This window comes from Amycolatopsis sp. NPDC004625 (assembly GCF_040609695.1).
In the GTDB taxonomy this organism is placed as follows: domain Bacteria; phylum Actinomycetota; class Actinomycetes; order Mycobacteriales; family Pseudonocardiaceae; genus Amycolatopsis.
The window spans coordinates 105,501-129,545 of sequence record NZ_JBEXKX010000026.1 but is presented as its reverse complement, the minus strand read 5'-3'; the positions used below and the strand labels follow the sequence as shown (position 1 = coordinate 129,545).

At 71.9% G+C, this 24,045-nt stretch carries 23 protein-coding genes; 16 read left to right on the top strand and 7 right to left on the bottom strand.

Annotation, left to right across the window (positions count from 1 at the left end; translation table 11 throughout):
• Nucleotides 1-6 precede the first annotated feature (6 nt).
• The gene (locus ABZW17_RS27875; RefSeq protein ID WP_354820360.1) at nucleotides 7-492 is read right to left on the bottom strand and encodes a hypothetical protein; all 486 of its coding nucleotides are present in this window, start codon (nucleotides 490-492) and stop codon (nucleotides 7-9) included.
• 139 nt (nucleotides 493-631) lie between these two features.
• On the opposite strand from ABZW17_RS27875, the gene ABZW17_RS27870 reads away from it, so the two are divergent.
• Both ABZW17_RS27870 and ABZW17_RS27865 read left to right on the top strand, forming a co-directional pair.
• Nucleotides 632-1,069, top strand: a complete 438-nt coding sequence (locus tag ABZW17_RS27870; RefSeq protein ID WP_354820357.1) for a hypothetical protein — start codon at nucleotides 632-634, stop codon at nucleotides 1,067-1,069.
• A 192-nt stretch (nucleotides 1,070-1,261) separates the two neighbouring features.
• Nucleotides 1,262-1,810, top strand: a complete 549-nt coding sequence (locus ABZW17_RS27865; protein WP_354820354.1) for an RICIN domain-containing protein — start codon at nucleotides 1,262-1,264, stop codon at nucleotides 1,808-1,810.
• A gap of 84 nt (nucleotides 1,811-1,894) precedes the next feature.
• Here the strand turns inward: ABZW17_RS27865 and ABZW17_RS27860 are convergent, their stop codons facing one another.
• Nucleotides 1,895-4,684 (bottom strand): BTAD domain-containing putative transcriptional regulator, encoded by a 2,790-nt coding sequence (locus ABZW17_RS27860; RefSeq protein WP_354820351.1) that lies wholly within the window; start codon nucleotides 4,682-4,684, stop codon nucleotides 1,895-1,897.
• A gap of 212 nt (nucleotides 4,685-4,896) precedes the next feature.
• Between ABZW17_RS27860 and ABZW17_RS27855 the strand changes: the two genes are divergently transcribed.
• Both ABZW17_RS27855 and ABZW17_RS27850 read left to right on the top strand, forming a co-directional pair.
• Nucleotides 4,897-5,022 carry a hypothetical protein gene (locus ABZW17_RS27855; protein WP_354820348.1) on the top strand — a complete coding sequence of 42 codons (126 nt, stop codon included), beginning with the start codon at nucleotides 4,897-4,899 and terminating at the stop codon, nucleotides 5,020-5,022.
• Nucleotides 5,019-5,510 carry a GNAT family N-acetyltransferase gene (locus ABZW17_RS27850; RefSeq protein WP_354820345.1) on the top strand — a complete coding sequence of 164 codons (492 nt, stop codon included), beginning with the start codon at nucleotides 5,019-5,021 and terminating at the stop codon, nucleotides 5,508-5,510. Before ABZW17_RS27855 ends, ABZW17_RS27850 begins: the two co-directional genes overlap by 4 nt.
• Here ABZW17_RS27850 and ABZW17_RS27845 read toward each other — a convergent pair.
• A complete protein-coding gene (locus ABZW17_RS27845) occupies nucleotides 5,497-5,646 on the bottom strand; it encodes a hypothetical protein (protein ID WP_354820342.1) in 150 nt (49 codons plus the stop codon). The two genes, ABZW17_RS27850 and ABZW17_RS27845, sit on opposite strands and share 14 nt — an antisense overlap.
• A gap of 135 nt (nucleotides 5,647-5,781) precedes the next feature.
• Here ABZW17_RS27845 and ABZW17_RS27840 point away from each other — a divergent pair, with 135 nt between their 5' ends.
• Nucleotides 5,782-6,396 carry a DUF4230 domain-containing protein gene (locus ABZW17_RS27840; RefSeq protein ID WP_354820339.1) on the top strand — a complete coding sequence of 205 codons (615 nt, stop codon included), beginning with the start codon at nucleotides 5,782-5,784 and terminating at the stop codon, nucleotides 6,394-6,396.
• Nucleotides 6,397-6,399: 3 nt separating this feature from the next.
• Here ABZW17_RS27840 and ABZW17_RS27835 read toward each other — a convergent pair whose 3' ends face one another.
• Nucleotides 6,400-7,326 carry a 2-dehydropantoate 2-reductase N-terminal domain-containing protein gene (locus ABZW17_RS27835; protein ID WP_354820336.1) on the bottom strand — a complete coding sequence of 309 codons (927 nt, stop codon included), beginning with the start codon at nucleotides 7,324-7,326 and terminating at the stop codon, nucleotides 6,400-6,402.
• Nucleotides 7,327-7,395: 69 nt separating this feature from the next.
• Here ABZW17_RS27835 and ABZW17_RS27830 point away from each other — a divergent pair, with 69 nt between their 5' ends.
• Nucleotides 7,396-7,965, top strand: a complete 570-nt coding sequence (locus ABZW17_RS27830; protein WP_354820333.1) for a TetR/AcrR family transcriptional regulator — start codon at nucleotides 7,396-7,398, stop codon at nucleotides 7,963-7,965.
• Here ABZW17_RS27830 and ABZW17_RS27825 read toward each other — a convergent pair.
• Nucleotides 7,962-9,119, bottom strand: a complete 1,158-nt coding sequence (locus tag ABZW17_RS27825; RefSeq protein ID WP_354820330.1) for a mandelate racemase/muconate lactonizing enzyme family protein — start codon at nucleotides 9,117-9,119, stop codon at nucleotides 7,962-7,964. The two genes, ABZW17_RS27830 and ABZW17_RS27825, sit on opposite strands and share 4 nt — an antisense overlap.
• 72 nt (nucleotides 9,120-9,191) lie before the next feature.
• On the opposite strand from ABZW17_RS27825, the gene ABZW17_RS27820 reads away from it, so the two are divergent.
• From ABZW17_RS27820 to ABZW17_RS27800, 5 genes are all read left to right on the top strand, one after another.
• Nucleotides 9,192-9,926, top strand: coding sequence for an FCD domain-containing protein (locus ABZW17_RS27820; protein ID WP_354820327.1), 735 nt, complete (start codon nucleotides 9,192-9,194; stop codon nucleotides 9,924-9,926).
• Nucleotides 9,927-9,967: 41 nt separating this feature from the next.
• The gene (locus ABZW17_RS27815; RefSeq protein ID WP_354820324.1) at nucleotides 9,968-11,116 is read left to right on the top strand and encodes a Gfo/Idh/MocA family oxidoreductase; all 1,149 of its coding nucleotides are present in this window, start codon (nucleotides 9,968-9,970) and stop codon (nucleotides 11,114-11,116) included.
• An 89-nt stretch (nucleotides 11,117-11,205) separates the two neighbouring features.
• Nucleotides 11,206-12,630 (top strand): extracellular solute-binding protein, encoded by a 1,425-nt coding sequence (locus tag ABZW17_RS27810; RefSeq protein WP_354820321.1) that lies wholly within the window; start codon nucleotides 11,206-11,208, stop codon nucleotides 12,628-12,630.
• Entirely contained in the window at nucleotides 12,627-14,636 is a 2,010-nt protein-coding gene (locus tag ABZW17_RS27805; RefSeq protein ID WP_354820318.1) for an ABC transporter permease subunit, read from the top strand. The genes ABZW17_RS27810 and ABZW17_RS27805 overlap by 4 nt, the downstream gene beginning before the upstream one ends.
• On the top strand, nucleotides 14,633-15,895 hold the full coding sequence (locus ABZW17_RS27800; RefSeq protein WP_354820315.1) for a mandelate racemase/muconate lactonizing enzyme family protein: 1,263 nt from the start codon (nucleotides 14,633-14,635) through the stop codon (nucleotides 15,893-15,895). The genes ABZW17_RS27805 and ABZW17_RS27800 overlap by 4 nt, the downstream gene beginning before the upstream one ends.
• On the opposite strand, the gene ABZW17_RS27795 is transcribed toward ABZW17_RS27800, so the two are convergent.
• Nucleotides 15,892-16,632, bottom strand: a complete 741-nt coding sequence (locus tag ABZW17_RS27795) for a ribonuclease activity regulator RraA (RefSeq protein ID WP_354820312.1) — start codon at nucleotides 16,630-16,632, stop codon at nucleotides 15,892-15,894. The two genes, ABZW17_RS27800 and ABZW17_RS27795, sit on opposite strands and share 4 nt — an antisense overlap.
• Before the next feature lie 144 nt (nucleotides 16,633-16,776).
• Here ABZW17_RS27795 and ABZW17_RS27790 point away from each other — a divergent pair, with 144 nt between their 5' ends.
• From ABZW17_RS27790 to ABZW17_RS27780, 3 genes are all read left to right on the top strand, one after another.
• A complete protein-coding gene (locus tag ABZW17_RS27790) occupies nucleotides 16,777-18,936 on the top strand; it encodes an NB-ARC domain-containing protein (RefSeq protein WP_354820309.1) in 2,160 nt (719 codons plus the stop codon).
• A gap of 52 nt (nucleotides 18,937-18,988) precedes the next feature.
• Nucleotides 18,989-20,335 carry a hypothetical protein gene (locus tag ABZW17_RS27785; RefSeq protein ID WP_354820306.1) on the top strand — a complete coding sequence of 449 codons (1,347 nt, stop codon included), beginning with the start codon at nucleotides 18,989-18,991 and terminating at the stop codon, nucleotides 20,333-20,335.
• Nucleotides 20,336-20,407: 72 nt separating this feature from the next.
• Entirely contained in the window at nucleotides 20,408-20,839 is a 432-nt protein-coding gene (locus ABZW17_RS27780) for an OsmC family peroxiredoxin (RefSeq protein ID WP_354820303.1), read from the top strand.
• Nucleotides 20,840-20,881: 42 nt separating this feature from the next.
• Here ABZW17_RS27780 and eno read toward each other — a convergent pair whose 3' ends face one another.
• Nucleotides 20,882-22,165 (bottom strand): phosphopyruvate hydratase, encoded by a 1,284-nt coding sequence (gene eno / locus ABZW17_RS27775; protein ID WP_354820300.1) that lies wholly within the window; start codon nucleotides 22,163-22,165, stop codon nucleotides 20,882-20,884.
• 227 nt (nucleotides 22,166-22,392) lie between these two features.
• Between eno and ABZW17_RS27770 the strand changes: the two genes are divergently transcribed.
• Both ABZW17_RS27770 and ABZW17_RS27765 read left to right on the top strand, forming a co-directional pair.
• On the top strand, nucleotides 22,393-22,836 hold the full coding sequence (locus ABZW17_RS27770; protein WP_354820297.1) for a molybdopterin-binding protein: 444 nt from the start codon (nucleotides 22,393-22,395) through the stop codon (nucleotides 22,834-22,836).
• Nucleotides 22,837-22,913: 77 nt separating this feature from the next.
• The gene (locus ABZW17_RS27765) at nucleotides 22,914-23,990 is read left to right on the top strand and encodes a substrate-binding domain-containing protein (RefSeq protein WP_354820294.1); all 1,077 of its coding nucleotides are present in this window, start codon (nucleotides 22,914-22,916) and stop codon (nucleotides 23,988-23,990) included.
• Nucleotides 23,991-24,045 lie beyond the last annotated feature (55 nt).

Genomic DNA, 24,045 nt, shown 5'->3' with positions numbered 1-24,045 from the left:
CGCTGATCAACGCCATCGGGACAGCCACCACAGGCACGCGTCGAACCGCGTCTGCCACTTCTCCACGTTCACGTCCGGCCGGACGCCGTGGTGCCACAAGAACAGCAGGACGGTGGCGCCGGCGCCGAGCAGCGCCAGCAGGCCGCCGGCCACGATCGGGCAGGTGTGCTTGTCACCGTCGTCGAGTTCCGTGCGCCGTTCGTCCGGCCACACCCGGACCTGCAGGCGGCGCCCCACGACGAGCCCCCGGCCCTGGGTGTGCCCGAAGGTCTCCGTCCTCGTCACGCCGTCGGGTCCGGTGTATTCGACGTCCGCGGTGTAGCGCTCCCGGACCTCGGTCGCGACGACCCGCCCCGGGAAGAGCCCCGCCGACCGGTGCACGTCCGCGGCCAGGGAAACGCCCGCCCACACCCCCGCGATCCCACCGGCCAGCACCAGCAGGGGCAGCCACAGCAGGGAAGCCGCGGGTAGCCAGGATCGTTCCGACGTCATGCCTCCAGCACGCCGGGAAGGCCGTCCGGGTTGCCCTGCCTGCTTTCGAGGGACGTCGAACAGCTTGTCCGCCCTCGGCGGCCGGTGCAAATCTGGCGGCCGAACGGCTCGGTTCGTGATCTGGCCACCTGGAGGAACGATGGCAGCACGGTTGACGACCTGGAGAATCGCCGCGGCGGCGGGCGCGCTCATCGCCGGAACCCTGTCCGGCGCGGTGCCGGCGCAGGCGCAGGAACTGCGGACGACGCTCGGCGACTGCGGCAACGCGAGCGGCCTCGCCCTCAAGTACGGCCCGGTGGAGGCCGTCTCGTCGGTGAACGACAACGTGGCGGGCATCTACCTGTACGCCACCCCGAACGCGACCTGCGTGCAGGGCCGGGTCCTGGGCCCGCCGGGTGCGGAGATCTGGCTGGACCGGTGCAGCGGCGCGAACTGCACCGGGTTCGTCGGCTACCGGACCGCGGGCAGCGACGGCTTCACGGACACCGGAATCTGGAACGACAACGGCTTCCGCGCCCGCGCCTGCGGTTCCTCCGGCGCCAACGACCACGACATCGTCTGCACCTCCTGGGCCTGAGCGGATTCCTGGCGGCAGCGCCGACGGCGTCCCGCGGCCCTGACCTGCGCACTAAAGCGTCACCAAAGGCTTTCTACGTCTCGACCAGGCACCTTGCTCGGCGGGTCGCTGCCGCTCGGCAGCGCCGACGAGCCGACCGGATCGACCTCGGCTGTCCGGGGTCGTGCGGTCGGCATCGAGAAAGGGGAGAGCATGAGACGCGGTCTGATCCGTGCCGTCACCGCTGTCGCCATGGCCGTTGCCGCGGCCGTCGGGGTCGGGGTTCCGGCGACGGCGGCGACCTCCGGGAACGCCTCGCCGGCCGGTGTCATCGGCGACGGCACCTACCGGTGGGCCAACGCCAACAGCGGGCTGTGCCTGGCCTACGACGTGGAATCGCGGGGGGCGAACCGCCAGGAAGGCTGCGACGGCGGGGACTACACCATCTTCTGGGACGCGGTGAACGTCGGCGGCAACAACTACCGGCTCGTCAACGAACACAACGGCCAGTGCCTGTCCATCTGGCGCGGTGACACCAACGACAACGCGCAGGTCGGCATCTACGCCTGCGTCGACACCCCGGCGGAGGTCTTCACCCTCGTGCCGGCGACCTCGCCGGCGTTCGCGGGGGCCTACCAGTTCGTGAACGTCAACAGCGGCAAGTGCGTGGCGGTCGGCGGGGCCCGGACGAACAAGGGCGCCTGGGTGATCCAGTGGACCTGTGCGCAGAGCGGCGAGTTCATGTGGCGCCCGTACAGCTGACGGGCCGCGCCGGGGATCCGGCCGACGGGTGAAGCGAGGATCCCGCGCCACGAACCGGCGCGGGATCCTCGTTCCGCAACCGGGTCACGGAGACCGCTGCCCGGCGTGCTCGTCGAGGGTGTCCAGCCGCTGCCGGACGCGGTCGGCGTCGGCGTCGCGGCCGTGCGCCCCGTACAGCTCGGCCGCTTCCCGCCACACCACCCGGGCCTGGTCGGGCCGGCCGAGGGCGACGTACGGGTGGCCGAGCCGGTCGAGGGTGGCGGCGGATTCGTAGGTGTTGCCCAGCCGGCGGAACAGCGTGAGCGCCTGCCGGTAGTGGTCGACGGCCCGGTCGTGGTGGCCGGTGTGGTGGTCGATGTAGCCGAGGCTGTCGAGCGTGTCCGCCTCGCCGCCGGAGTTGCCGTGCCGGCGGTGCAGGGTCAGCGCGGCCTGGCAGTGGGCGCGGGCGGTGTCGTGGTCGCCGAGCCGGGAGGCGTGCCAGCCGACGCCGTTGAGCGCGTTGGCTTCCCACTCCGGCCGGCCCAGGGCACGGCACAGTTCCAAGGCCCGGGTGGCGTGTTCGAGGGCCCGGGCGTTGTCCTCCCGCCGCTCCCAGGCCCGGGCGAGCTGGTGGTGGGCGAGCGCCTGCTCGGCGGGGTCGGGGTGGCGCTCCGCCAAGGCGAGCGCTTCCTGCAGGTGCCGGCTCGCCGCTTCGTGGCGGTCGAGCTCGGCGAGGGCCCGGCCGAGGTAGCGGTGCGCGCGGATGCCGGCGGCGAGGCCGGGCAGGTGACCGGCGGCGTCCACCGCGGCCCGCCAGGTGGCCAGGTCGTCCTGGCGGTGCCCGCGCCGGGCGTGGAAGGTGGTCAGCTCCCAGGCCAGCTGCCAGACCCGGGCGTGCCAGCCGTGGTCGAGGGCGGCTTGCTGGGCGCTCAGGAGGGTGACGTGCTCGGCCTCGAACCACGCCATCGCCGCCGCCATGTCCGGCAGTTCTGCGTGGTCCGCACCGGGAGCGGGCTCCTCGAGCCGGACCGCCGCGCGCCGCGGATCCAGGAGCCGGTCGGCCTCGTGGGCGGTGCGGACGTAGAAATCGAGCACGAGCCGCAACGCCGTTTCCCGCTTGGCCAGGCTGTGCCGCCGGGTGGCGTGTTCGGTGGCGTAGAGCCGGACCAGGTCGTGCATCCGGTACCGGCCCGGGGTGGGCTGCTGGAGCAGGCACGCGTTCTCCAGCTCGTTGAGCAGCGCCCGGGTCGCGCCGGACGGCCGGGCCAGCAGGCGGGCGGCGGCGGGCACGCCGATGTCGGGGCCCGGGGCCAGGCTCAGCAGGCCGAACGCGACCACGGCCGCGTCGGACAACGCGTGGAGGGACCAGGACAGGACGGCGCGCGGGGTGGCCCGCGGATCGCCGGGGTCGAGGGCGTCCAGGCGCCCGGACCGGTCACGCAGTTCCGCCGCGAGGACGGCCAAGGGGAAGCCGGGGTGACGGGTGGCGCGAGCGGCGACGATGCCCAGCGCCAACGGCAGGCCCGCACAGCAGGCCACCAGCTCGTCGACCGCTTCGGGTTCGGCGGCGACCCGGTCGGGGCCGAGGTGGCGGGTGAGCAGGTCACGGGCGTCGCGATCGGGGACGACGTCCAGGTCGAGGCAGTGCGCGCCGTGCGCGGTGACCAGCCCGCCGAGGTGGCGGCGGCTGGTGACCAGCACCGTGCAGCTGGGACTGCCCGGCAGCAGCGGACTGACCTGGTCGGTGTCGCGGGCGTTGTCCAGCACGATCACCATGCGCCGGCCGGCCACCAGGCTGCGGTACAGCCGCACCTGGGCGTCCGGGTCGACCGGGACGGCGGCCGGGTCCACGCCGAGGCCGTCCAGGAAGCCGCGCACCGCGGTGTCCGGGCTGACCGGTTGCCCGGCGGGGTCGAAGCCGCGCAGGTCGACGTGCAGCTGCCCGTCCGGGAACCGGTCGAGGCGGGTGTGGGTCCAGTGCAGCGCCAGCCAGGTCTTGCCGATCCCGCCGGTGCCGCCGATCGCGGAGATCATCACCGTGCCGCCCGGGTCCGGCTGTTCGGTGAGGACGGCGTCCAGCCGGGCCAGCTCGGCGGCGCGGCCGGTGAACAGCCGGGGCGGGGCCGGCAGCTGCCGCGGCACCGGCTCGCTCCGGGCCACCGGCCCGGCCAGCTCGGGCGCGGAGTGGAGAATGCTCTGGTACAGCTGCCGAAGCGGGGGACTCGGGTGCACGCCGAGTTCGTCGGCGAGATCGCGGCGGAGCTGTTCGTACCGCGCCAGCGCCTCGGCTTGGCGGCCGCTGCGGTAGAGCGCGAGCAGGTACTGGCCGGCCAGGCGTTCGTCCAGCGGATGCCGCGCCACGCGGTGGGACAGGTCGGCGAGCAGGCCGGCGTGCTGCCCCAGGCGCAGCCGGACGTCGGTGAGATCGAGCTCGGCCGCGTGGCGCTGCTGCAGGAGCGTGGTGCGCACCGAACCGGCCCAGTCCGTGTCCGCCACCCCCGCGAGCGGATCGCCCCGCCACATCTTCAGCGCCCGGGTGAACGAGGCGACGGCGTGGCCGTCACGCCCGTCGGCGCGCGCCTGCTCGACGAGCGCCCGGAACCGGTGCACGTCGACGAGGAGCGGATCGACGACGAGCCGGTAACCGGCCGGGTGCGTCGTGATGGCCACCCCGGGCACGGCGGCAAGTGCCTTGCGCACGAGGGCAATGCGCTGGTGAACGGCACTGCGCGGCCGCCGCGGCAGGCGATGCGGGTGCCAGGCCCGATCGAGCAGCTGATCGACCGACACGACGTGGCCGGCCTCGACGAGCAGCACCGCCAGCAGGCCGCGCAGCTGCGCGAAACCGATGGGTACCGGAGTGCCGTCGACCGCGACTTCGATCTCGCCAAGCAAGCGGAATTCCACCGTCACACGAGCCCCCACCCGAAGCCGACACGCCCTGCCCGATCACATGCTGGCCGGTCGCGGGCAGCCGGCACAACAGACGACCGGGCTAACCGCGTCTCGTCCAGGGGCAGGGCTCGGCTGGCTGCCAATGGCCGAAGCCACGTCATGGGGGTGCTGCGTCTTCGGGTGAGCCCGGGGAGTGCAGCTATGGTTGCCGGGTGATCGATATGCTCTGGGCTCTGACACCGTACGGGGATGCGGTGTTCACCCAGCGGCAGGCCCGCGAGTTGTGCCACGTCGTCGAACGGGGAACGCACCTGTACCTGTGGTTCATCGGCGATTGACGGCCGTCGTGCTGGAGACCGAGCGGCTGCTGCTGCGGCCTTGGCGGATCGGCGATGCCGGTGTGCAGCGGGAACTGTGGGCCGAACGGGATCCGCGGGTGCCCTCGCGTCGGCGGATCGATGGTGCCGGGCGTCCCACCGTTGCCGAGCTCGAGGCGGCTATCCACGCCGGCCGGTCGTCGTTGGCGGCGGTCGAGCGGAAGGGTGCCGGGGACGTCGTCGGCTCCTGCGGGCTGATCCACGGGGCAGGACACGAGGGCGAACCGGAACTGGCCTTCGAGCTGCTGCGCCGGGTGTGGGGGCGGGGCTACGCGACCGAGGCCGCGACGGCCGTTGTCGACTGGGCCCGGTCGTCCGGGTACGGACGGCTGTGGGCCACCGTGTGGGACTGGAACACCGCTTCGCGCCGCGTCCTGGACAAGCTCGGGTTCGAAGAGGCCGGGCGCAAGGACGGCGGAAGCACTCTGGTCACCGTCAAACGGCTGTAGCGCTCCACGCCGCCACCGGGCCCTCGTCCGCGGGGGCGCCGAGCTTCGTGCCCTTGCGGTAGCCGCCGAAGATCATGGCCAGCAGCAGGATCACGAAAACTGCGAGCACTACCCACAGCCACAGGGACTTGCGCACGGCGGTTCCCCTCGTCGTCGGAGAGCAGGTCGGAAGCGAGGCCACCGTACCGCCGCCGCGGTCGCTTAGCCGGGTGAGGTTTTGGGTATACCTTCCGGTATGGGTGCTTGGGGCAAGCGGCTTGTCGCGTTGGCCGTGTCCGTGATCGTTCTGCTCGCCGCGGTGCTGGTCGCTTCGGCGGTGCACCTGTTACCCCAATTGCGCAATCCGTTCGCCCAGCAGACCGAAGAGCACTCCGGTCCGGTGCTGCTGCAGTCGATCGTCGAGCTCTCGCGCTACGAGGCGGCCAGCGGGTCGTTCCAGGTCGTCGTCGACATCACGACCAGCTCGGTGCTGCCGAGCTTCCTCGTGGGCAGCGACACGATGTTCATCGGCGTCGGCACGGACAACGCCTTTGTGGACTTCTCGCGGCTGAAGGGCGACGCGGTCAAGGTCTCCGACGACCGGCAGTCCGCCACGATCACGCTGGGCCACGCGCAGCTGGAGCCGGCGACCCTGGACGTCCACGAGTCCCATGTGTACGCCCAGCAGCAGGGGCTGTTCACGCGCGTCAACGAGTTCCTGACCGGCAACCCGAATTCGCAGCAGGCGCTCTACGAGCTCGCCCAGAAGCAGATCCAGGCGGCGGCCGCGAAGAGTTCGCTGGTGGCGGACGCGGAACGCAACACCCGGACGATGCTCGTCGGGCTGCTGCAGTCGCTGGGGTTCAAGAACATCACCGTCACCTACGCCGAAAACGCCGCGGGCTGAGGCTCAGGCGGCGCCGGCGAAGCTCGCCTCCAGCCGTGGTACCGCGACGCCCAGCCGTTGCGCTTCGGCCAGGGCGTCCCGGCAGACCGCCCGAGGCTCCTCCGCCGCGGGGTCCGCGTGGCCGTCGAAACTCCTGCGCACCAGCGGGACGTGCGCGCTCGACCACGCGAACGCCGGGGCCGTCAGCCACGTCGGCGCCCGGAAACCGCGCCGCACGTCCACGCCGCGCGCCGCGAGCACCGGCCGCAGCTCGCGGGTGATCAGCAGTGCCTCGCGGAAGGCGGCGGTCGCGCCCGGCAGGTCGGCCAGCGTTCCCCGCCGCAGGCCCTGCGCGTGCAGGCCGACGTTCATCGCGAAGTGGCGCCACAGCCAGGCGCGGAAGTCGCGTTTCTCCCGCAGCCGGAGTCCGGCCTCGTGGAACACCCGCCGCGTGGTGCGCTCGCGCTCGGTCGGGGGTCCGTCCAGGGTGCCGAAGACGACCGACGGCAGCAATGTTCCGCGGAGCACGCCGTCTTCGCCGAAACCGCCGCCGGCGAAGGGAAAGCCCCAGGCCACCCGGTCGGCGGGGAGAGCGCCGATCGCGGTCAGCGGCTCGGCCCAGATGTTGCCGAACACCAGCACCGTCGCGTTGCCGACGCGCGGGGCCAGGAACCCGGCGGCTTCCGGGAGGCGGTGGTGCGGCACGCTCAGGACGATCAGGTCGTAGTCGTGCCCGGGCGTCAGCTCTTCGCGGTAGCGCACCGGCCACGACTCGACGACGCGCTGTCCCCACGGCCGCTTCCGCGCGTCGAGCAGGTCGAGGTCCACCGCCTCGCCGAAGGCCGACGCGCGGCCCGGGCGGACGTAGAACCCGATGTCGTGCCCGGCCCGTTCCAGGGCCCACCCGTACACCGTGGCGATCACGCCCCGGCCGAACATGAGGATCTTCACACGCACCTCGTGAGCTATGATGAAATTGGAGGTCATCTCCACTTGTCAAGGTAGGGAGGGGGACGCTGGTTGTCAACGGACGGCAAGCCGCTGCGGGCCGACGCCCGGCGCAACCGTGACGCCGTGCTGGCCAAGGCGCGCGAATCCTTCGACGACGGCAGCTTCTTCGAGCTGCGCTTCGACGATTTCGCCCGCCTGGCCGGCGTGGGCACGGGCACGCTGTACCGCCACTTCCCGACGCGGGAGGCGCTGGCCGAGGCCGTCTACCGCGGGGAAGTGGCGACGCTGTGCGAGCGCGCCCGCCACCTGCAGGCCACGCTGCCGCCGGGGGAGGCCCTGGCCGGCTTCCTGCGGGGCATGGTCGCCTACATCGACACGTACCGGGGCCTGGCCCGGACGCTGGCCACGCTCATGGCGACCGGGGCGGGCGACCTCGCCGAGGGCGGCCGGGAACTGGAGCAGGCCGTCACCGACCTGGTGGCCGCCGCCGTGGCGGAGGGCGCCATCCGCGACGACGTGAGCGCCGGTGCCGTCCTGGTGGCCCTGCACGGAATCGGCGCGGCGCACGACCGTCCCGGCTGGCGAGCCGAAGCCGACGGCGTCATCACCCTCGTGCTCGACGGACTGCGCCGGACCTAGTCGAACACCCCGTAACCCGCGACGGCATGGGCCCGCACGCCGTCCATGTCGAGTTCCACCCCGATCCCGGGCGCGTCGGGCAGCGTGATGTAGCCGTCCTTGACGATCGAGCCGCTCCCGTCGGGGGCGTGGACGTAGCTGTCCCACACCGCGCGCTCCTCCAGCGCGTGCCATTCCTGGACGAAGAAGTTGGGGATCGCCGCGCACTGGTGGGAGGTGGCCATCGTGCCCAGCGGGGTCGACACCAGGTGCGGGGCGAACGGGATGTAGTGCAGCTCCGCGAGGTTGGCGATCTTCTTCGCTTCGGCGAGGCCGCCGCACTTCGGGACGTCCGGCTCGATCACGTCGACCGCCCCGCGTTCGAGCAGCTCGCGGAATCCCCAGCGCAGGTACAGGTTCTCGCCCGCGCAGATCGGCGTCCGGGTCTGCGCGCGCACCCGGACCAGCGCGTCGACGTTCTCGGCCGGCACCGGCTCCTCCAGCCACATCAGGCCGAACGGCTCGAGCTCCCACGCGATCCGGCACGCGCTCGGCACGTCGTAGCGGGCGTGCAGGTCGATGGCCAGGTCGACGTCCAGGCCGATCGCCTCGCGGACGGCGGCCACGCGCTCGACCATCGAACGCAGCTCGGCCGCGTTGATCGTGTGGTTGAAGGCGTCGGACTTGGCCGGGTGGTGCAGGTCGTCGATGTCGAACTTGAGGGCGGTGAAGCCTTCGGCGACCATCCGCTGGGCCCGGTCGACGCAGCCGGCGACCGAGCCCGCCGGGTCGTCGCCGTCGCCGCAGTCGGCGTAGAGCCGGATGCGGTCGCGGAACTTGCCGCCGAGCAGCCGGTGCACCGGCAGGCCCGCGGCCTTGCCCGCGAGGTCCCACAGCGCGAGCTCGATCCCGGACAGCGCGATCACGAACACCCCGCTCTGCGCACCCGCGAAAACCTTGCTGCGGCGCAGTTTCTCCCAGCACCGCTCGACGTTGCACGGGTCCTCGCCGATCAGCAGCGGAGCCAGCGACGCGATCATCCCGACGACGGCGCCCGCGCCGGCATCGGGATTGGCTTCGCCGAACCCGCTGAGCCCCTCGTCGGTGTCGATCCGGACCAGCGTGGCTTCACCGTGGTAGGCCACCACCGCCGTCGTGACGTTCACGATCCGCATTGCTCTCCCGTCGCAAAGTAGTGCACAGGAAGGGACTGTCGCGAGGTCCAACTTGTCCGATAAGCTGATGACATGCCAAGGAGACAAGAGTCTCCGGACGCTGTCAAGGTCCGGACCCTCCCGGTGCAGGTGGCCGCCCACCTGACCCGGCGGATCGTCGAGGGCGCCCCGGCGCCGTCGGAGATCGAGATCGCGGGTGAGTTCGGGGTGTCCCGGGTGGTGGCGCGCGAGACGATCAAGATCCTCGCGTCGCTGGACATCGTCGACGTCGCCCAGGGCCGCCGGGTCGTCGTGCGGCCGCGCGCGGAGTGGGACTACCTGAGCCCGCTGCTGATCGAGTGGCTGCCCGCGGAGATCGTCGACGAGCTTTTGCAGGAACTGCACCAGATGCGCGCGCTGCTCGAGCCCGAGCTGGCCGCGATGGCCGCGGCCAGCGTCACCGACGAGACGCTGGAGCGGCTCCGGGCCGAGCTCGACCGCATGGCGACGCTCGAAACCGACCCCGACACCTACCTCGAGGTCGACCACGAGTTCCACATGGAGATCTGCCGGGCGGCCGACAACCGCATCCTGGACCGGATCATGTACTCCGCCCGCTGGCTCGGCACGGCCAGCCGGCGCGTCACCAACGAGGCCCCGGCCGGGCTGCGGCGCGCCACCGCGCAGCACGCGGAGATCTACGAAGCGCTCGTCGCCCGTGACCCGGAAGGCGCCCGCGCGGCGATGCGCCGGCACCTGAGCAACAACTACTCCACGCTCCTTTCGGAAAAGGAGCAGCGAAGCAAGCGGGCCGCCAAGCGGCGTTAGGCACGGCACGACCGGTATCCGTTGACGAGGACGGACGAGGCATGGCAGCACCGGGGATCCCGCCGATCCGGCTGGGGCTGATCGGCACCGGGCTCGCGGTCGAGAAGCTGCACTGGCCCGCGCTGCGCGGGCTCGCCGACCGGTACGCCGTCACCGCTTTCACCGACGCCTCCGCCGGGCAGGGCCGTCGGTTCGCCGAATACAGCGGGACCGATCCCGCGCGGGCCGCCGTGTCGCGCGCGGCGTTGCTGGCCCGCGACGACGTGGACGCCGTGCTCGTCTCGGTGCCGATCCCGAACCTGTACGAGGTGGCGCGTGACGCGCTGGCGGCGGGCAAGGACGTGTTCTGCGAGAAGCCGGCCGGCGTCGACGAGCAGCAGGCCGCGGCCTTCCTCGCGCTGGCGGCCGGGCACCCGGACCGCACCTTCGTGGTGGGGGAGAACTACTTCTACCGTGACGACCTGCGCCACGCCCGCGCGCTGCTCGACGACGGCGCGATCGGCCGCCTGCACCTGATGGCGTGGCGGTACGCCGGCCAGTCGGTGCCCCGCGCGGGCGGGTTCACCGGCACGCCGTGGCGGCAGCGGCCGCAGTACCGCGGCGGCGTGCACCTCGACTTCGGCGTGCACCACATCGCCCAGATCCGGCTGCTCTGCGGTGACGTCGCCCGCGTGCACGGTGCGGTGCAGACGGCCAACAGCACGATCGACGCACCGTCGGACCTCACGCTCAACCTCGTCTTCACCGGAGGTGCCATCGGCAACTACACCGCTTCCTTCCCCGAAATCCCGGTACCACCCGAACCCAACGAGATGCGGTTGTACGGCACCGAGGGGGTGCTCGTGCTCGGCGGATCCGAGGCGGAGCGCCACGTGATAAGCAGTCGCACCGACGCCACCACCCGCACGACGGTCTTCCGCGGCAGCGACAACGGCTACCGCGCGGAACTCGTCGACTTCGCCGACGCCGTGCAGTTCGGGGTGCGGCCGGTCGGCGGCGTCGCGCAGAGCGTGGCCAACGCGCTGGTCGTGCACGGCGCGTTCGCGTCGGCGGATCGGGCGGCCGCGCTGGCCCTCGACCCCGTGCCCGGCGCCGGCCCGGTACCGCTGTGGCGGCCCCGCGGCTCGGCCGGGCTGTTCGACGGCCTGCCCGGACAGCGCAGCAGCAGTACGGCGTCCTTCGCCGCATGAACGACCCCCAGCTTTGAAAGCTCACAGCGCGGCGCTCGCCCCGCTGTCCCGCCGGTTGCACCGTCGCCCCGTCGGTACGAGGAGTTGTCATGGAAGAGAAGAACGACCTGTCGAGACGCGGTTTCCTCGGGCTGAGCGCGCTGGGCGTGCTCGGCCTCGCCGGGTGCGGGAGTGGTCCCGCACCCGCACCCCAGGTCGACGTCCAGGTCCCGAAAGCCCTGCTCGACCAGGCGGCCTCGTTGCGCGGCGGGTCGGTGGGGATGCTTTCGCAGAAGCTGTATTCGGAAGCGGCCAACAAGGCGCTGGACCGGTCGCTGCAGGTGTTCGCGCAGGCCACCGGCACCACCGTCCGCAACGACCTGGTCTCCGGCGACGCCGGTGACATGGTCGCGAAGATGGACGCCGAGGTGAAGGCGGGCACCAACCGCGATCTCGCCTTCGTGAGCGACCGGCGGTTCGTCGGCCAGCTCCACAACCTCGGCGCCCTCACCGACGTCACCGACGTGGTCACCGAGATGCGCGGGCTCTACGGCGATCCCGCGACCGAGGCGAACGACTACTGCGTGTTCGACGGGCGCTGGTTCGCGATCCCGTACCACTTCATCGCGTCCGGGATGTACCTGCGCAAGGACTGGTACGCGGAGAAAGGGCTGCCGCTCAAGCCGTACTACACGTGGGAAGAGCTGCGCGACAACGCCTTGGCGGTCTCCGACCCGGCGAAGCGGCGCTTCGGCTGGGGCCTCACGGTGAACCGCTCCGGTGACGCCAACGGCTTCATCCAGAACGTCATCAACACCTACGGCGGGGCGATCGCGGACAACACCGGCACGAAGGTGGTGTTCAACTCGCCGGAAACCGTCGCCGCCGTCACGTTCATCGGCGACATCTACACGAACCCGAAGTACCAGCCGATGCTGCCGCCCGGGATCGGGAGCTGGACCGATTCGAGCAACAACGAGAACTGGCTGGCCCAGATCCTCGGGCTGACGCTCAACCAGTTCAGCGTCTACGCCGACTCGAAGACCAAGAAGAACCCGGTCTACGCCAACACGCACGTGTTCAACGGCGCGACCGGACCGGCGATCGACCGGCCGCTCGCGTTCGGCGAATCCAACTCTTTCGTCGTGTTCAAGGGGGCGAAGAACCCCGGGCTCGCCAAGCTGGTGGCGAAGTTCATGGCCGGCGGGAGCGCGCTGCTGGGCGTCGCGAAGGAAGCGCCGTGCCTGGTGAATCCGTCGTGGAGCAAGGTGTGGGACTCCGACCCGTACTACACCACGGGTGACCCGGCCTTCCCGGCGTTGCGGGAGCAGACGCGCGCGCAGCTGCCGGAGACGACCAGGACCGGCTACGCGTTCCCGCAGGCGCCGAGCCCCGGCGAGCAGGCCGCGCTCGCCGCCTACCTGCTGACCGACATGATGCAGTCGGTCATCCAGGGCACCAAGCCGGCCGACGCCGTCGCCGCGACCCACGGCCGGATCGTGCAGATCTTCGAGCAGCAGGGCTACCGGCAATGACGGTCCTGCGTCAGCGCCCGGCGCCGGTCCGCCCGGCGCCGGGCGCGTCGTCCTCGCTCACCAGGACGCAGCGGGTGCTCGGGCGGGACTGGCGGCTCGCCGCGGTGTTCATCGGGCCGACGCTGGTGCTGGTCGCCGGCCTGATCCTGGTGCCGATCGTCAGCTCGGTCGTCACCAGCGCCACGGAACGCCACGGCGCCGGAACGGTCTTCGTCGGGCTGGACAACTACACCGCCCTGATCGGCGACGGCCTGTTCCACAAAGGCGTGCTCAACTCGTTCGTCTTCACCGCCTACGCCGAGATCTTCAAGGTGGTCTTCGGCCTCATCGCGGCGTTGATGCTGCACCACATGCGCCGCGGCAAGGCACTGGTCGCCGGGATGATCCTGCTGCCGTGGGTGATCCCCACGGTCGTCACGGCCTTCACCTGGCGGTCGCTGCTCGACCCGATCTTCGGCAGCGTCAACGTCCTGCTCACCGACTCCGGGATCGGGCCCGGTCTCGCCGCGATCGGCCTGGTCGACAAGTGGCCCGCGGAGTGGCTGTCCGACCCTGCGCTCGCGATGCCGGCGGTCATCCTGGTCAACGTCTGGAAGGGCATCCCGTTCTTCACCGTGACGTTCCTGGCCGGGCTCAAGGCGATCGACAGCGGCCTGCACGAGGCGGCCATGGTGGACGGCGCCTCGACGTGGCAGCGGTTCGTGCACATCACGCTGCCGGGGCTGCGGCCGGTGATGATCGTGACCGTGCTGCTGTCGTCGATCTGGACGTTCAACAACTTCGACCTGATCTGGCTGATGACCCAGGGCGGGCCGGGGGACGCCACCGCCCCGTACGTGATGGTCGCGTATTCCAAGGCCATTCAACAGCTGCAGCTCGGCGCGGGCGCCGCGGTCACCCTGGTGATGCTGCCGGTCATCGCCGTCCTCGTGGTGATCCTGGTGCGGATGATGCGCCGCAGCGACCAGCCCGGCGCGGCCGACCTGGGGCGCCGGAGGCTGAGCCCCGGCCAGCGCCGGGCGCTGCCGTGGGTGGTCGTCGCGGGATCGGTGCTCGTGCTGGTCTGGGCGTCCCCGCACATCGTGTGGAAGGCCGCCCTCGTGCTGGGTGTGTTCGTGGTGCTCGCGGCCGCCGTCGGCCGGGTCGTCTCCGCGCTCGCCGCGCGGGGCAACCGGCTCGCCGCCCGGCTGGTCGGTGGCGGTGGCTCGGCGCTCGCGATGGTGGGCCTGCTGGGTTTCGTGCTCGCCCCGCTCTACTGGGTGACGATCACGGCGTTCAAGTCCGACGACCAGATCGTCGCGCGCACCGACGACCTCTGGCCGGCCCCGTGGAGCACCGAGCAGTTCACCAACCTGTTCACCGGCCGGGCGTTCGGCACCTGGTACGTCAACACGATCCTGGTGTCGGTGGCGTCGACCGCGATCGCCCTGGTCTGCGCCGCCCTGGCCGGGTACGCGCTGGCGCGGCTGAAGTTCCGCGGTTCCGAAAGCTTCACGGTGACGATCCTGCTCACCTACGTGATGCCGGGCGCGCTGCTGTTCATCCCGCTGTACCAGCTGGTGAGCGGGATCGGGCTCAACGACTCGCTGTGGTCGCTCGTGCTCGCCTACCCGACGTTCACCCTGCCGTTCGCGACCTGGCTGCTCGTCGGCTACTTCAAGTCGATCCCGGCCGACCTCGAGGAGGCCGCGCTGGTCGACGGCTGCACGCGGTTCGGGGCGTTCCTGCGGATCGTGCTGCCGCTGGCCAAACCGGGCCTGCTCGCGGTCGCGCTGTTCACGCTCACCAACGCGTGGAACGAATTCCTGTTCGCCTTCGTGTTCATCACCAAGGACAGCTACAAGACGCTGCCGGTCGGCATGCAGTCGATGATCTTCGGCGACGTCGTGCCGCAGGGCCAGCTGGCCGCGGCTTCGCTGCTGGTCAGCATCCCCGTCGTGCTCATGTACGGGTTCGGGCAGCGGTTCCTGACCGAAGGCCTGACCGCGGGCGCGGTGAAGGGATGATCACCGAGGAGCACGTCCCGACGGCGTCGCGGCCGAGTGACCTGCGCATCACCGACCTGCGGGTGGCCACCGTGGCCGGCGTCCCGTTCCGGTCGTCGATCATCCGGATCGACACCAACCAGGGGCTCGTCGGCTACGGGGAGGTGCGCGACCAGGCCAGCGCCACCTACGCGCTGGTGCTCAAGAGCAGGCTCGTCGGGGAGAACCCCTGCAACGTCGACAAGATCTTCCGCAAGATCAAGCAGTTCGGGCACCACGGCCGCCAGGGCGGCGGGGTGTCCGGCGTCGAGATGGCCCTGATGGATCTGGCGGGCAAGGCGTACGGCGTGCCCGCGTACGCGCTGATCGGGGGCCGGTTCCGGGACGAGATCCGCTGCTACGCGGACACGCCGACGGTGGCGGACCCGCACGCGATGGGCGCCCGGCTGCTGGAGCGCAAGCAGCGCGGGTTCACGATGCTCAAGATGGACGTGGGCATCGACCTGCTGTGGGACGTGCCGGGGGCGCTGATCGCCCCGCCGGGCGCCCGCGCCGACGTCACGACGATGCACCCGTTCACCGGCATCCAGGTCACCGCCCGCGGTGCCGACCACCTGGTGTCCTATGTGGACATCGTGCGGTCGGTGGTCGGGTACGACGTCGCGCTCGCGGCCGACCACTTCGGCCACATCGCATTGGATTCGTGCATCCGGATCGGGCGGGCGCTGGAGCCGTTCACGCTGGCGTGGATCGAGGACCTGATCCCGTGGCAGCTGACCGGCCAGTGGCGCCGGCTGACCGACGCGGTGGCCGTCCCGACGTGCACGGGCGAGGACATCTACCTGCTCGACGGCTTCCGGCCGCTGCTGGACGCCGGCGCGATCCGCGTCGTGCACCCCGACCCGGCGACGGCGGGCGGCATCGCGGAGACCAAGCGGCTCGGCGACTACGCGCAGGAGCGCGGCATCCCGATGGCCCTGCACCTGGCGGCGTCCCCGATCGCGACGATGGCGTGCGTCCACCTGGCGGCGGCGACGGAGAACTTCCTGGCCCTCGAACACCACGCGGCGGACGTGGACTTCTGGAGCGACCTCGTCACCGGCCTGCCCCGCCCGCTGATCCGGAACGGGCACATCACGGTGCCGGACACGCCGGGCCTGGGATTCGGCGACCTGGACGAGGAACTGCTGCGCCGCCACCTCGACCCACGCGACCCGGTGTTCTTCGCCGAGACAACCCACTGGGACGCGGAGTCGAGCCACGACCGCCTGTGGAGCTAGGCGCGGCCCTGCTCGGCCCGCCACCGCTCGTACTCGGGCCGCGCCTCCTCCGACAGCGGGTAGTACCGCCGCAGGTCGCCGCCTTCGGACAGGCGGATCCGGGAGAACTCCTCCCACTCCGCGTGCTCCTGGGCGTGGGCCACCAAGGCCGGCGCGAGCTTCACCGGTACCACCACGGCCCCGTCGTCGTCGGCGACCACGATGTCGCCCGGCTCGACCACCGTGCCGCCGCAGGCGATCGGGACGTTGACCGCGGCCGGGACGATGCCGGTCTGGGCGTGGAAGTTCGGGGTGGCGCCGCGGATCCACAGTCCCAGGCCGAGCTTCTTGGCCTCGCCGGTGTCACGCAGGCAGCCGTCGACGACCACACCCGCGCCGCCGCGGCCCTTGAAGTACGTCAGCATCATCTCGCCGAACACCCCGCTGCTCAGGTCGCCGCGTGCGTCGACGACGATCATGTCGCCGGGTTGCGTGTGGTACATGACGTGCCGGTGCAGCTGTTTCTCCGGTTCCTCGTACTCGTCGACGGGGTAGAGGTCCTCCCGTTTCGGCAGGAACTGCAGCGTCAGAGCGGGCCCGGCCACGCGTACCCCGGGCGTCACCGAAACCGGGCCGCGGATGAAGGCGCTGCGGATGCCCATCCGGCTGAGCTCGCCGGTGGCCGTCGCGCTGCCGATGGCGGCGAGGGCGGCGCTGAGTTCGGCGGGCGGGCGAACGATGTCGGGCGTCTCGACCACTTCGGCAGCTCCCTCGGATCCGCGCTGATCTTCGAGCCTAGCCCGGAAAACCCGCTTGCGCGACGGCCGGCCGTGCACCCGTAACAGGCTGATCCGGGCGGACGACCTCCTGCAGAGCGGGCACAGGCGGCTGAAGGGCGGCGGATGACGGAAGACGACGAGCCCGGTGTGGTGCCCCAGGTGCACAACACCGTGTCCGCCACGGCCGTTCCGGGCGTGGTGATCCAGGCCGGCACCGTCGCCGGTGTCGTCCACCAGCAGCTGCCGCCGTACCGGATGCCGGTCCCGCGGCAGTTGCCGCCGGCGCCCGCGCACTTCGTCGGCCGCCGGGCCGAACTGGCCCGGCTGACCGCCGTGCTGGACGCCGGCGCGGCGGGCGCCGCCGTCGTGATCTCCGCGCTGGCCGGTACCGGCGGCATCGGGAAGACCGCCCTGGCCCTGCACTGGGCGCACGCCAACCACGACCGGTTCCCCGACGGCCAGCTCTTCGTCGACCTGCAGGCGTTTTCCCCGGTGGGCGACCCGCTGGAGCCGGCGGTGGCGGTGCGCGGATTCCTGGACGCCTTCGGGGTCGATCCCGCCCGGATCCCGGGGCCGCTGCACGCCCAGGTCGGGCTGTACCGGAGCCTGGCCGACGGCCGGCGCCTGCTGATCATGCTGGACAACGCGGCCGACGCCGACCAGGTGCGGTCGCTGCTGCCCGGCAGCCCGACCTGCACCGTGATCATCACCAGCCGGCACCGGCTCATCGGGCTGGTCACGGCGCACGCCGGCCTGCTGGATCTGGACGTGCTGCCCGCGGCCGACGCCCGGAGCCTGCTGGCGAGCCACCTCGGCCCGCCGCGGCTGGCCGCCGAGCCGCAGGCGGTCGCCGAACTGCTGGCCTGCTGCGCGGGGCTCCCGCTGGCGATCCGGATCGTCGCCGCCCGCACCCGGCACCGGCCCGGCTTCCCGCTCGCCGTGCTGGCCGAGGAACTGCGCGACACGGCCGCCCGGCTCGACGGGCTGGACGCCGGGGACCTGCATTCGAACCTGCGGGTCGTCCTGTCGTGGTCGACCCGCGCCCTGAGCGGCACGGCAGCGACCCTGCTGGGCCTGCTGGCGATCGCGCCCGGCCCGGACATCGGCCTGCCCGCCGTCGCGGCGCTGGCGGCGCTGCCCGTGCACCGGATCCGGCTGGTGCTGCGGGAACTGGAGAACGCGTCCCTGGTCCAGCAGCACGCCCCCGGCCGGTACCGCATGCACGACCTGATCCGCCTGTTCGCCGCGGACCCCGACCACCGGCGTGACGGCGACGAGCCACCGGAGGCGGCGCTGCGGCGGGTGATCGATTTCCATGTGACGATCGCCCACGCCGCCGACCGGCTGCTGGACCCGCACCGGCCGCCCATCCGGCTCGGCCGGCCCGCCCCCGGGGTGCACCTGCAGCCGCCGTCGGACGCCTCGATCGCGATGACCTGGCTGGAAACCGAACACCCGGCGCTGCTGGCGGCCCACGACGCCGCCGCCGGCCACGGCTGGCACGACGCGGTGTGGGAGCTGGCCTGGGCGCTGGACACGTTCCACTTCCGGCGCGGGCACCGCCGCGACCGGGTGCGGGTCTGGCAGGCGGCGCTGGCCGCCGCGGAGCACCTGCCCGACGCGGTCGCCCGCATCGACGCCCACCAGCACCTCGGCCACGCCTACACCGCCCTGGGTCACCCGGGGGAGGGCATCGAACACCTGCAGCGCGCCCTCGACCTGGCCAAGCACCACCGCGACGTCGACCGGCAGGCCCAGAGTCACCGGAGTCTCGCGTGGGCCTGGGAGCACCGGGGGGACGACCGCCAGGCCCTGGCGCACGCGGTGCGCGCCCGGGCGCTGTTCCGGGTGCTCGACCAGCCCGTCCTGGAGGCGTTCACCATCAACGCGGCGGGCTGGCTCGCGGCCAAGCTGGGCCAGTACGACGTCGGCCGCCGCCGCTGCCTGGCCGCGCTGGCCCGGCACCGGCACCACCACAACCCGATCGGCGAGGCGAAAACCCTGGACAGCCTCGGGTACATCGCCCACCAGACCGGCGACTACGAGCAGGCGATCGGCTACTACCGGCAGGCGGTCGGCCTGCACCGCGCCCTCGGCAACACCATGGAGGCGGTCAACAGCCTCGAACGGCTCGGCCACCCGCACGCCGCCCTCGGCCGGCCCGGACAGGCCCGCGCGGTGTGGCGGGAAGCCCGGCAGATGTACGAGGACCAGGGCCGGGACGACGACGCCGCGCGCGTCCAGCGGAACCTCGACGACCTCGGTACCGGTCCGAACGAATGAGTCCGTGGCCGCGGCGCAACCGCGGGCACCGCGTCGAAGGGGGAGCAGTGTGATGCCGAAGGAATCCGGCGAGCAGGACCGACCTGACGGTACTGGCCCGACGGTCAACCGGGTCGTGGGCGACGTCGCCCACGCCGTCCAGGCGAGAGACGTCGGCAACGTCAACATCGGGGTGCATTCCGACCACGACGTCGAGGTCGTGCTGCAGCCCGAGCAGTCCGAGGTGGTCGTCGGCCCCGGTGACCGGCACGGGGTGGTACCGCTGACGGTCACCAGCCACCTCGCCGAGCCGGTGACCGTGGAGTTGTCCCTGCGGGGTGCGGGGACTTCGCCCTGGACGGTCGAACCCGGCGAGGTCACGGTCCGCCCCGGCGCGTCCGCGTCCGCCGCGATCCGGTTGCCCTGCAAGGCAACCGAGCCGTCGGCCGGGCCGAAAGACCTCCACGTGATGGCGAAGCAACGCGACGGAAGGAGAACCTGGCGGAGTGAGCGTCCGGTCCGCGTCCGGGTGCGAGCGGACCCCGGTCTGGCGGTGGAGCCGAAAGTCGTGCCCGACGTCGTCGAGGGAAGACGAACAGTGGCCGTCACCGTGCGTAACACGGGGAACATTCGCCTCGCGGGTTCGGTGAAGCGGCGGACCGCACCCGAGGGCGCCGGTTACCTGCCGCCGGCCGCGGTCATCCTGCCGGCCGAAGGCGGGGTGCCGTTCGAGGTGGATCCGGGAGCGACGGCGGAAGTCCCCGTCGGCCTGGTGGTGCCGCCGCCGGAGATGACGCGGAAAACGTGGAAACTGCCGCTCGCCGCCTGGATCGAGGGCGCGGAGGAGCCGTGCGCGGTGCCCGGACTGACAGTCACCCAGCCGGGCTGGCTGTCGAGCTGGAGCCAGGCCGAGCACGGGCCGTTTCGCCGGAGCACGCTGGCGGTCATGATCGTCGTCGTGCTCCTCTTCGGGTTGCTCCTCGGGGCGATCTTCTTTTCTTCTTCGCAGCCGGCCGCCGTCAGTGCGCCGCCGCCGAGCCAGCTTGCCGCCCCCGCGCCGGTTCCGCCGCGGTTCGCGCCGGTGCCTCGCGAACCCATGGCCTGCACTCCGGGCACTGCGGTCGTGTACCTCGCTTCGATGACCAAGCCCGAGGCCGACGAGTACGCCGCGTACTTCGTGCAGCGCGAGCGCAGCCGGATGAAGGCCCTGAAGCTGCCCGCCGGCCAGAACCATCCCATCCACGTCACCGACCGGGCCGAGTTGTGCCCCGTCCTGCGGGAGAAGCTCGACCGGAGCCCGTCGATGACGGAGTACGTGACCTTCGTCTGGCTCGACGTTCCCACGAGCGAGGCGGCGGGCATCTGCAAGAACCTCGACCGGCCGCATCCCTTCGACTGTCTCGCCGTTCCCCTCACCTGAAGTTCTTTGGCGAACGCGGCCGAGTCCTGATTGACTCTGCACGGAGCACCGACATCGATCTCTGGAGGACGCATGCCCGTCTCGAAGGCCCACGCGAACTGGAACGGCGACATCCCCACCGGGTCCGGGCAGTTCACCGCGGGTGGCGGCAGCATCAGCGGGGGTGTCACCTACAAGTCCCGCTTCGAGGACGGCCCCGGCTCCAACCCGGAACAGCTCATCGCCGCCGCGCACGCGTCCTGCTTCTCGATGGCCCTCGCGAGCACCCTGGCCGGTGCCGGGTTCCCGGCCGAGTCGATCGAAACCGACGCCGCGGTGACGCTGCGGCCGGTCGACGGGGCGCCGACCATCCTCAAGATCGAGCTGACCACGCAGGGCCGCGTCGCCGGGGTCGACGAGGCCCAGTTCCGCGAGTTCGCCGAGCAGGCCAAGGCGAACTGCCCGGTCAGCCGCGCCCTCGCCGGGGTCCCCGAGATCACGCTGCAGGCGACACTCGCCTCCTGACCGCGGCACCGCCGGCCCGGGGACCGGGCCGGCGGTCCAGGCTCAGCGGTGGCCGCTGATCGTGCTCGCGCCCGCGTAGCGCGCCTCGGCGCCGAGCTCTTCTTCGATGCGGATGAGCTGGTTGTACTTGGCCGTGCGGTCGGCGCGGGACAGCGACCCGGTCTTGATCTGGCCGCAGTTGGTGGCCACCGCGAGGTCGGCGATCGTGGTGTCCTCGGTTTCGCCGGACCGGTGGGACATCACCACGGAGTAGCCGGCCTTGTGCGCGGTTTCGACCGTGGTGAGCGTTTCGGTGAGGGTGCCGATCTGGTTGACCTTGACCAGGATCGAGTTGCCGATGCCGCGCTCGATGCCGTCGGTCAGCAGCTTCACGTTGGTGCAGAAGACGTCGTCGCCGACGAGCTGGACGCGCTCGCCGATGGTGTCGGTCAGCTGCTTCCAGCCCGCGTAGTCGTCCTGCGCCAGACCGTCCTCAATGGACACGATCGGGTAGCGCGAGGTCAGCTCGGCGAGGTAGGCGACGTGCTCTTCGACGCTGCGCTTGCGGCCTTCGCCGGTGTAGTCGTAGACCTCGCCGGTGTAGAACTCCGACGCCGCCGGGTCGAGCAGCAGGGCGATGTCCTCGCCGGGGGTGTAGCCGGACTGCTCGATGGCCCGCAGCACGAACTCCAGCGCCTCGTCGGCCGAGCTCAGGTGGGGCGCGAACCCGCCTTCGTCGCCGACGTTGGTGCTGTGCCCCGCGTCGTGCAGCGACTTGCGCAGCGTGTGGAACACCTCGGAGCCCATCCGCACCGCCTCGGCGAACGTCTCCGCGCCGACCGGGCCGATCATGAACTCCTGGAAGTCGATCGGGTTGTCCGCGTGCGCGCCGCCGTTGATGATGTTCATCATCGGCATCGGCAGCAGGTGCGCGAACACGCCGCCGGCGTAGCGGTAGAGCGGCAGCCCGTTGGCGGCGGCGGCCGCCTTGACGACGGCGAGCGAGACGCCCAGGGTGGCGTTCGCGCCGAGCCGTGCCTTGTTCGCCGTGCCGTCCAGGTCGATCAGCGCGCGGTCGACGCTCGCCTGCGCCTCGGCGTCCAGGCCCACGATGGCTTCGGCGATCTCGGTGTTGACCGCGTCGACCGCCTTGCGCACGCCCTTGCCGTGGAACCGGGTCCGGTCGCCGTCCCGCAGTTCCACCGCTTCCCGGGTGCCGGTCGAGGCGCCGGAGGGCACGGCGGCCCGGCCGAACGAACCGTCCGCCAGTTCGACGTCGACCTCGACGGTCGGGTTGCCCCGGCTGTCCAGCACTTCGCGGCCCTTGACCCGGACGATGGCAGTCATCGCGCTCCTCGGTGAGTTCGCAGTAACGGGGGCGGCGCCACGGTGAGCCGCGAGACACGGCGAGGCTAGCAGAAATCTCTGAATCGATCCCGAAATTTCCCGGACGGTTTACCGGTCGCCGCTGAGCCGCGGGTGCGGATCTTCGGTGCGAAAAGTTCCGCATTTGCGACCATTCGGTGCCCGTCCGATGGTTGTGCGGCGCGCGCGTGGCGCCTTAGCTTGGACGGATGGAGCAACTCCTGGTCACCGGGACCGGGTGCGCCTCGCGGCTGATCGACGTCGGGGAGCTGCGCACCCGGACCCAGGTGCGGCTCGACGTCGACTACGTGACCCGCCGCCGGCGCGAGCGGCACGAGGTGCACGGCGTCCACCTGTACGACGTGCTGCGGGAGGGGCCGCTTCCGCTGGACCCGGAGCACAAGATGTCGGGCCTGTCGGTGGTCGTGGCGGCGGTGTCCGAGGACGGGTTCCAGGTGGTGCTGTCCTTCGCCGAGATCGACCCGGAGTTCGGGCACTGCGCGGCACTGCTGGCCACCCGGTACAACGGCGAATTCCTGCAGCGGCCCACCCTCGTGATGCCGAGCGACCGGCGAGCCAGCCGGTACGTCCGCGGGCTGGCCGAGCTGCGGCTGCTGAGCCTGAGTCCGGTAGGTGGCCGCGACTTCACCTGACCGAAGCGGCTCGCCCCTCCCGCTGATCGTTATGCTGAGCGAAACGATCGAACGAACAGCCGGCGGACGAGGTCGAGATGCGGGAGTCGGGGGAGGACCGGCGGCGGCGGATCCTGGCCGTGGTCGAGTCGCGTGGCCAGGCGCGGGTCACCGAACTCGCCGCGGAGCTGGCCGTCTCGGTCGTCACCGTGCGGCGGGACGTCGAGGAGCTGGCCGCGGCCGGCCGGCTGCGGCGGGGCCACGGTGTCGTCCGCTCGCTGGTGCCGCGGCGGCCGGAGCCGGCGCCCGCACCGGCCGAGGACGGCCCGGTGGTGCTGGTCGTCCCCGAACGCCACGCCTACCTCACCGAGGTCCTGCACGGCGCCCGCGCCGCGCTGGAGGCCGCCGACGTGCGAGTCGTGCTGCACCCCGCGCCGCAGGTGCCCGGGGCCGAGCGGACGATCGTGGAGCGGCTGCTCGCCGACGACGCCCGGGGTGTGCTCATCGCACCGCGCTGGCGCGGCGTCGGCACCGAGGAGGCCGACGACGGCTGGCTGGCCGCCGCCGACGTTCCCGTCGTCCTGATGGAACGGCGGCCGCGGCCCGGAAGTGCGCTGCACGCCCGGGATTCCGTCTGCACCGACCACTGGTACGGCGTCCACCTCGCCGTGACGCACCTGCTCGCGCTGGGCCACCGGAGGATCGTCCTGGCCGCCCGCGACGACAGCCCGACCGCGCGGGCGCTGCGCGCGGCGTTCGGCGACATCTGCGCCGGGCGGCCCGAGGTCGAGGACTGGACCGTGGTGCTCAGCGCGCCGGGCGCCGGCCAGGAGCCCGTACGCGAACTCCGGCCGCTCGCCGACGTCCTGCGCGAGCGCGCCGCGACCGGCGTCGTCATGCACGGCGACGTCGACGCCCTCATGCTCGTCCAGCAGCTGGCGGACGCCGGGATCAGCGTGCCCGGCGACTGCTCGGTGGTCGCCTACGACGACGTCGTGGCGGCGTTGGGCAGCACGCCGCTGACCGCGATCGCGCCGCCGAAGGCCGAGGTGGGGCGGCTGGCCGCGGAACTGCTGCTGGAGCGGCTGCGCGGCCCGGCCGGGCGGCCGCCGCGGCGGATCACCGTCCTGCCGGAACTGAAGGTGCGCGGGTCGACCCGGCCGCTGATCGATTGACCGAGTTGTCCGGGGCTATTGACCGGAATTCGTTCAGGCGCCCAGACTGCGGGGA

Coding starts and splice junctions, on each gene's coding strand:
- ABZW17_RS27810 (WP_354820321.1), top strand. CDS start 11,206: ATGGAAGAGAAGAACGACCTGTCGAGACGCGGTTTCCTCGGGCTGAGC.
- ABZW17_RS27765 (WP_354820294.1), top strand. CDS start 22,914: ATGCGGGAGTCGGGGGAGGACCGGCGGCGGCGGATCCTGGCCGTGGTC.
- ABZW17_RS27870 (WP_354820357.1), top strand. CDS start 632: ATGGCAGCACGGTTGACGACCTGGAGAATCGCCGCGGCGGCGGGCGCG.
- ABZW17_RS27875 (WP_354820360.1), bottom strand. CDS start 492: ATGACGTCGGAACGATCCTGGCTACCCGCGGCTTCCCTGCTGTGGCTG.
- ABZW17_RS27805 (WP_354820318.1), top strand. CDS start 12,627: ATGACGGTCCTGCGTCAGCGCCCGGCGCCGGTCCGCCCGGCGCCGGGC.
- eno (WP_354820300.1), bottom strand. CDS start 22,165: ATGACTGCCATCGTCCGGGTCAAGGGCCGCGAAGTGCTGGACAGCCGG.
- ABZW17_RS27865 (WP_354820354.1), top strand. CDS start 1,262: ATGAGACGCGGTCTGATCCGTGCCGTCACCGCTGTCGCCATGGCCGTT.
- ABZW17_RS27770 (WP_354820297.1), top strand. CDS start 22,393: ATGGAGCAACTCCTGGTCACCGGGACCGGGTGCGCCTCGCGGCTGATC.
- ABZW17_RS27815 (WP_354820324.1), top strand. CDS start 9,968: ATGGCAGCACCGGGGATCCCGCCGATCCGGCTGGGGCTGATCGGCACC.
- ABZW17_RS27780 (WP_354820303.1), top strand. CDS start 20,408: ATGCCCGTCTCGAAGGCCCACGCGAACTGGAACGGCGACATCCCCACC.
- ABZW17_RS27785 (WP_354820306.1), top strand. CDS start 18,989: ATGCCGAAGGAATCCGGCGAGCAGGACCGACCTGACGGTACTGGCCCG.
- ABZW17_RS27800 (WP_354820315.1), top strand. CDS start 14,633: ATGATCACCGAGGAGCACGTCCCGACGGCGTCGCGGCCGAGTGACCTG.
- ABZW17_RS27820 (WP_354820327.1), top strand. CDS start 9,192: ATGCCAAGGAGACAAGAGTCTCCGGACGCTGTCAAGGTCCGGACCCTC.
- ABZW17_RS27790 (WP_354820309.1), top strand. CDS start 16,777: ATGACGGAAGACGACGAGCCCGGTGTGGTGCCCCAGGTGCACAACACC.
- ABZW17_RS27825 (WP_354820330.1), bottom strand. CDS start 9,119: ATGCGGATCGTGAACGTCACGACGGCGGTGGTGGCCTACCACGGTGAA.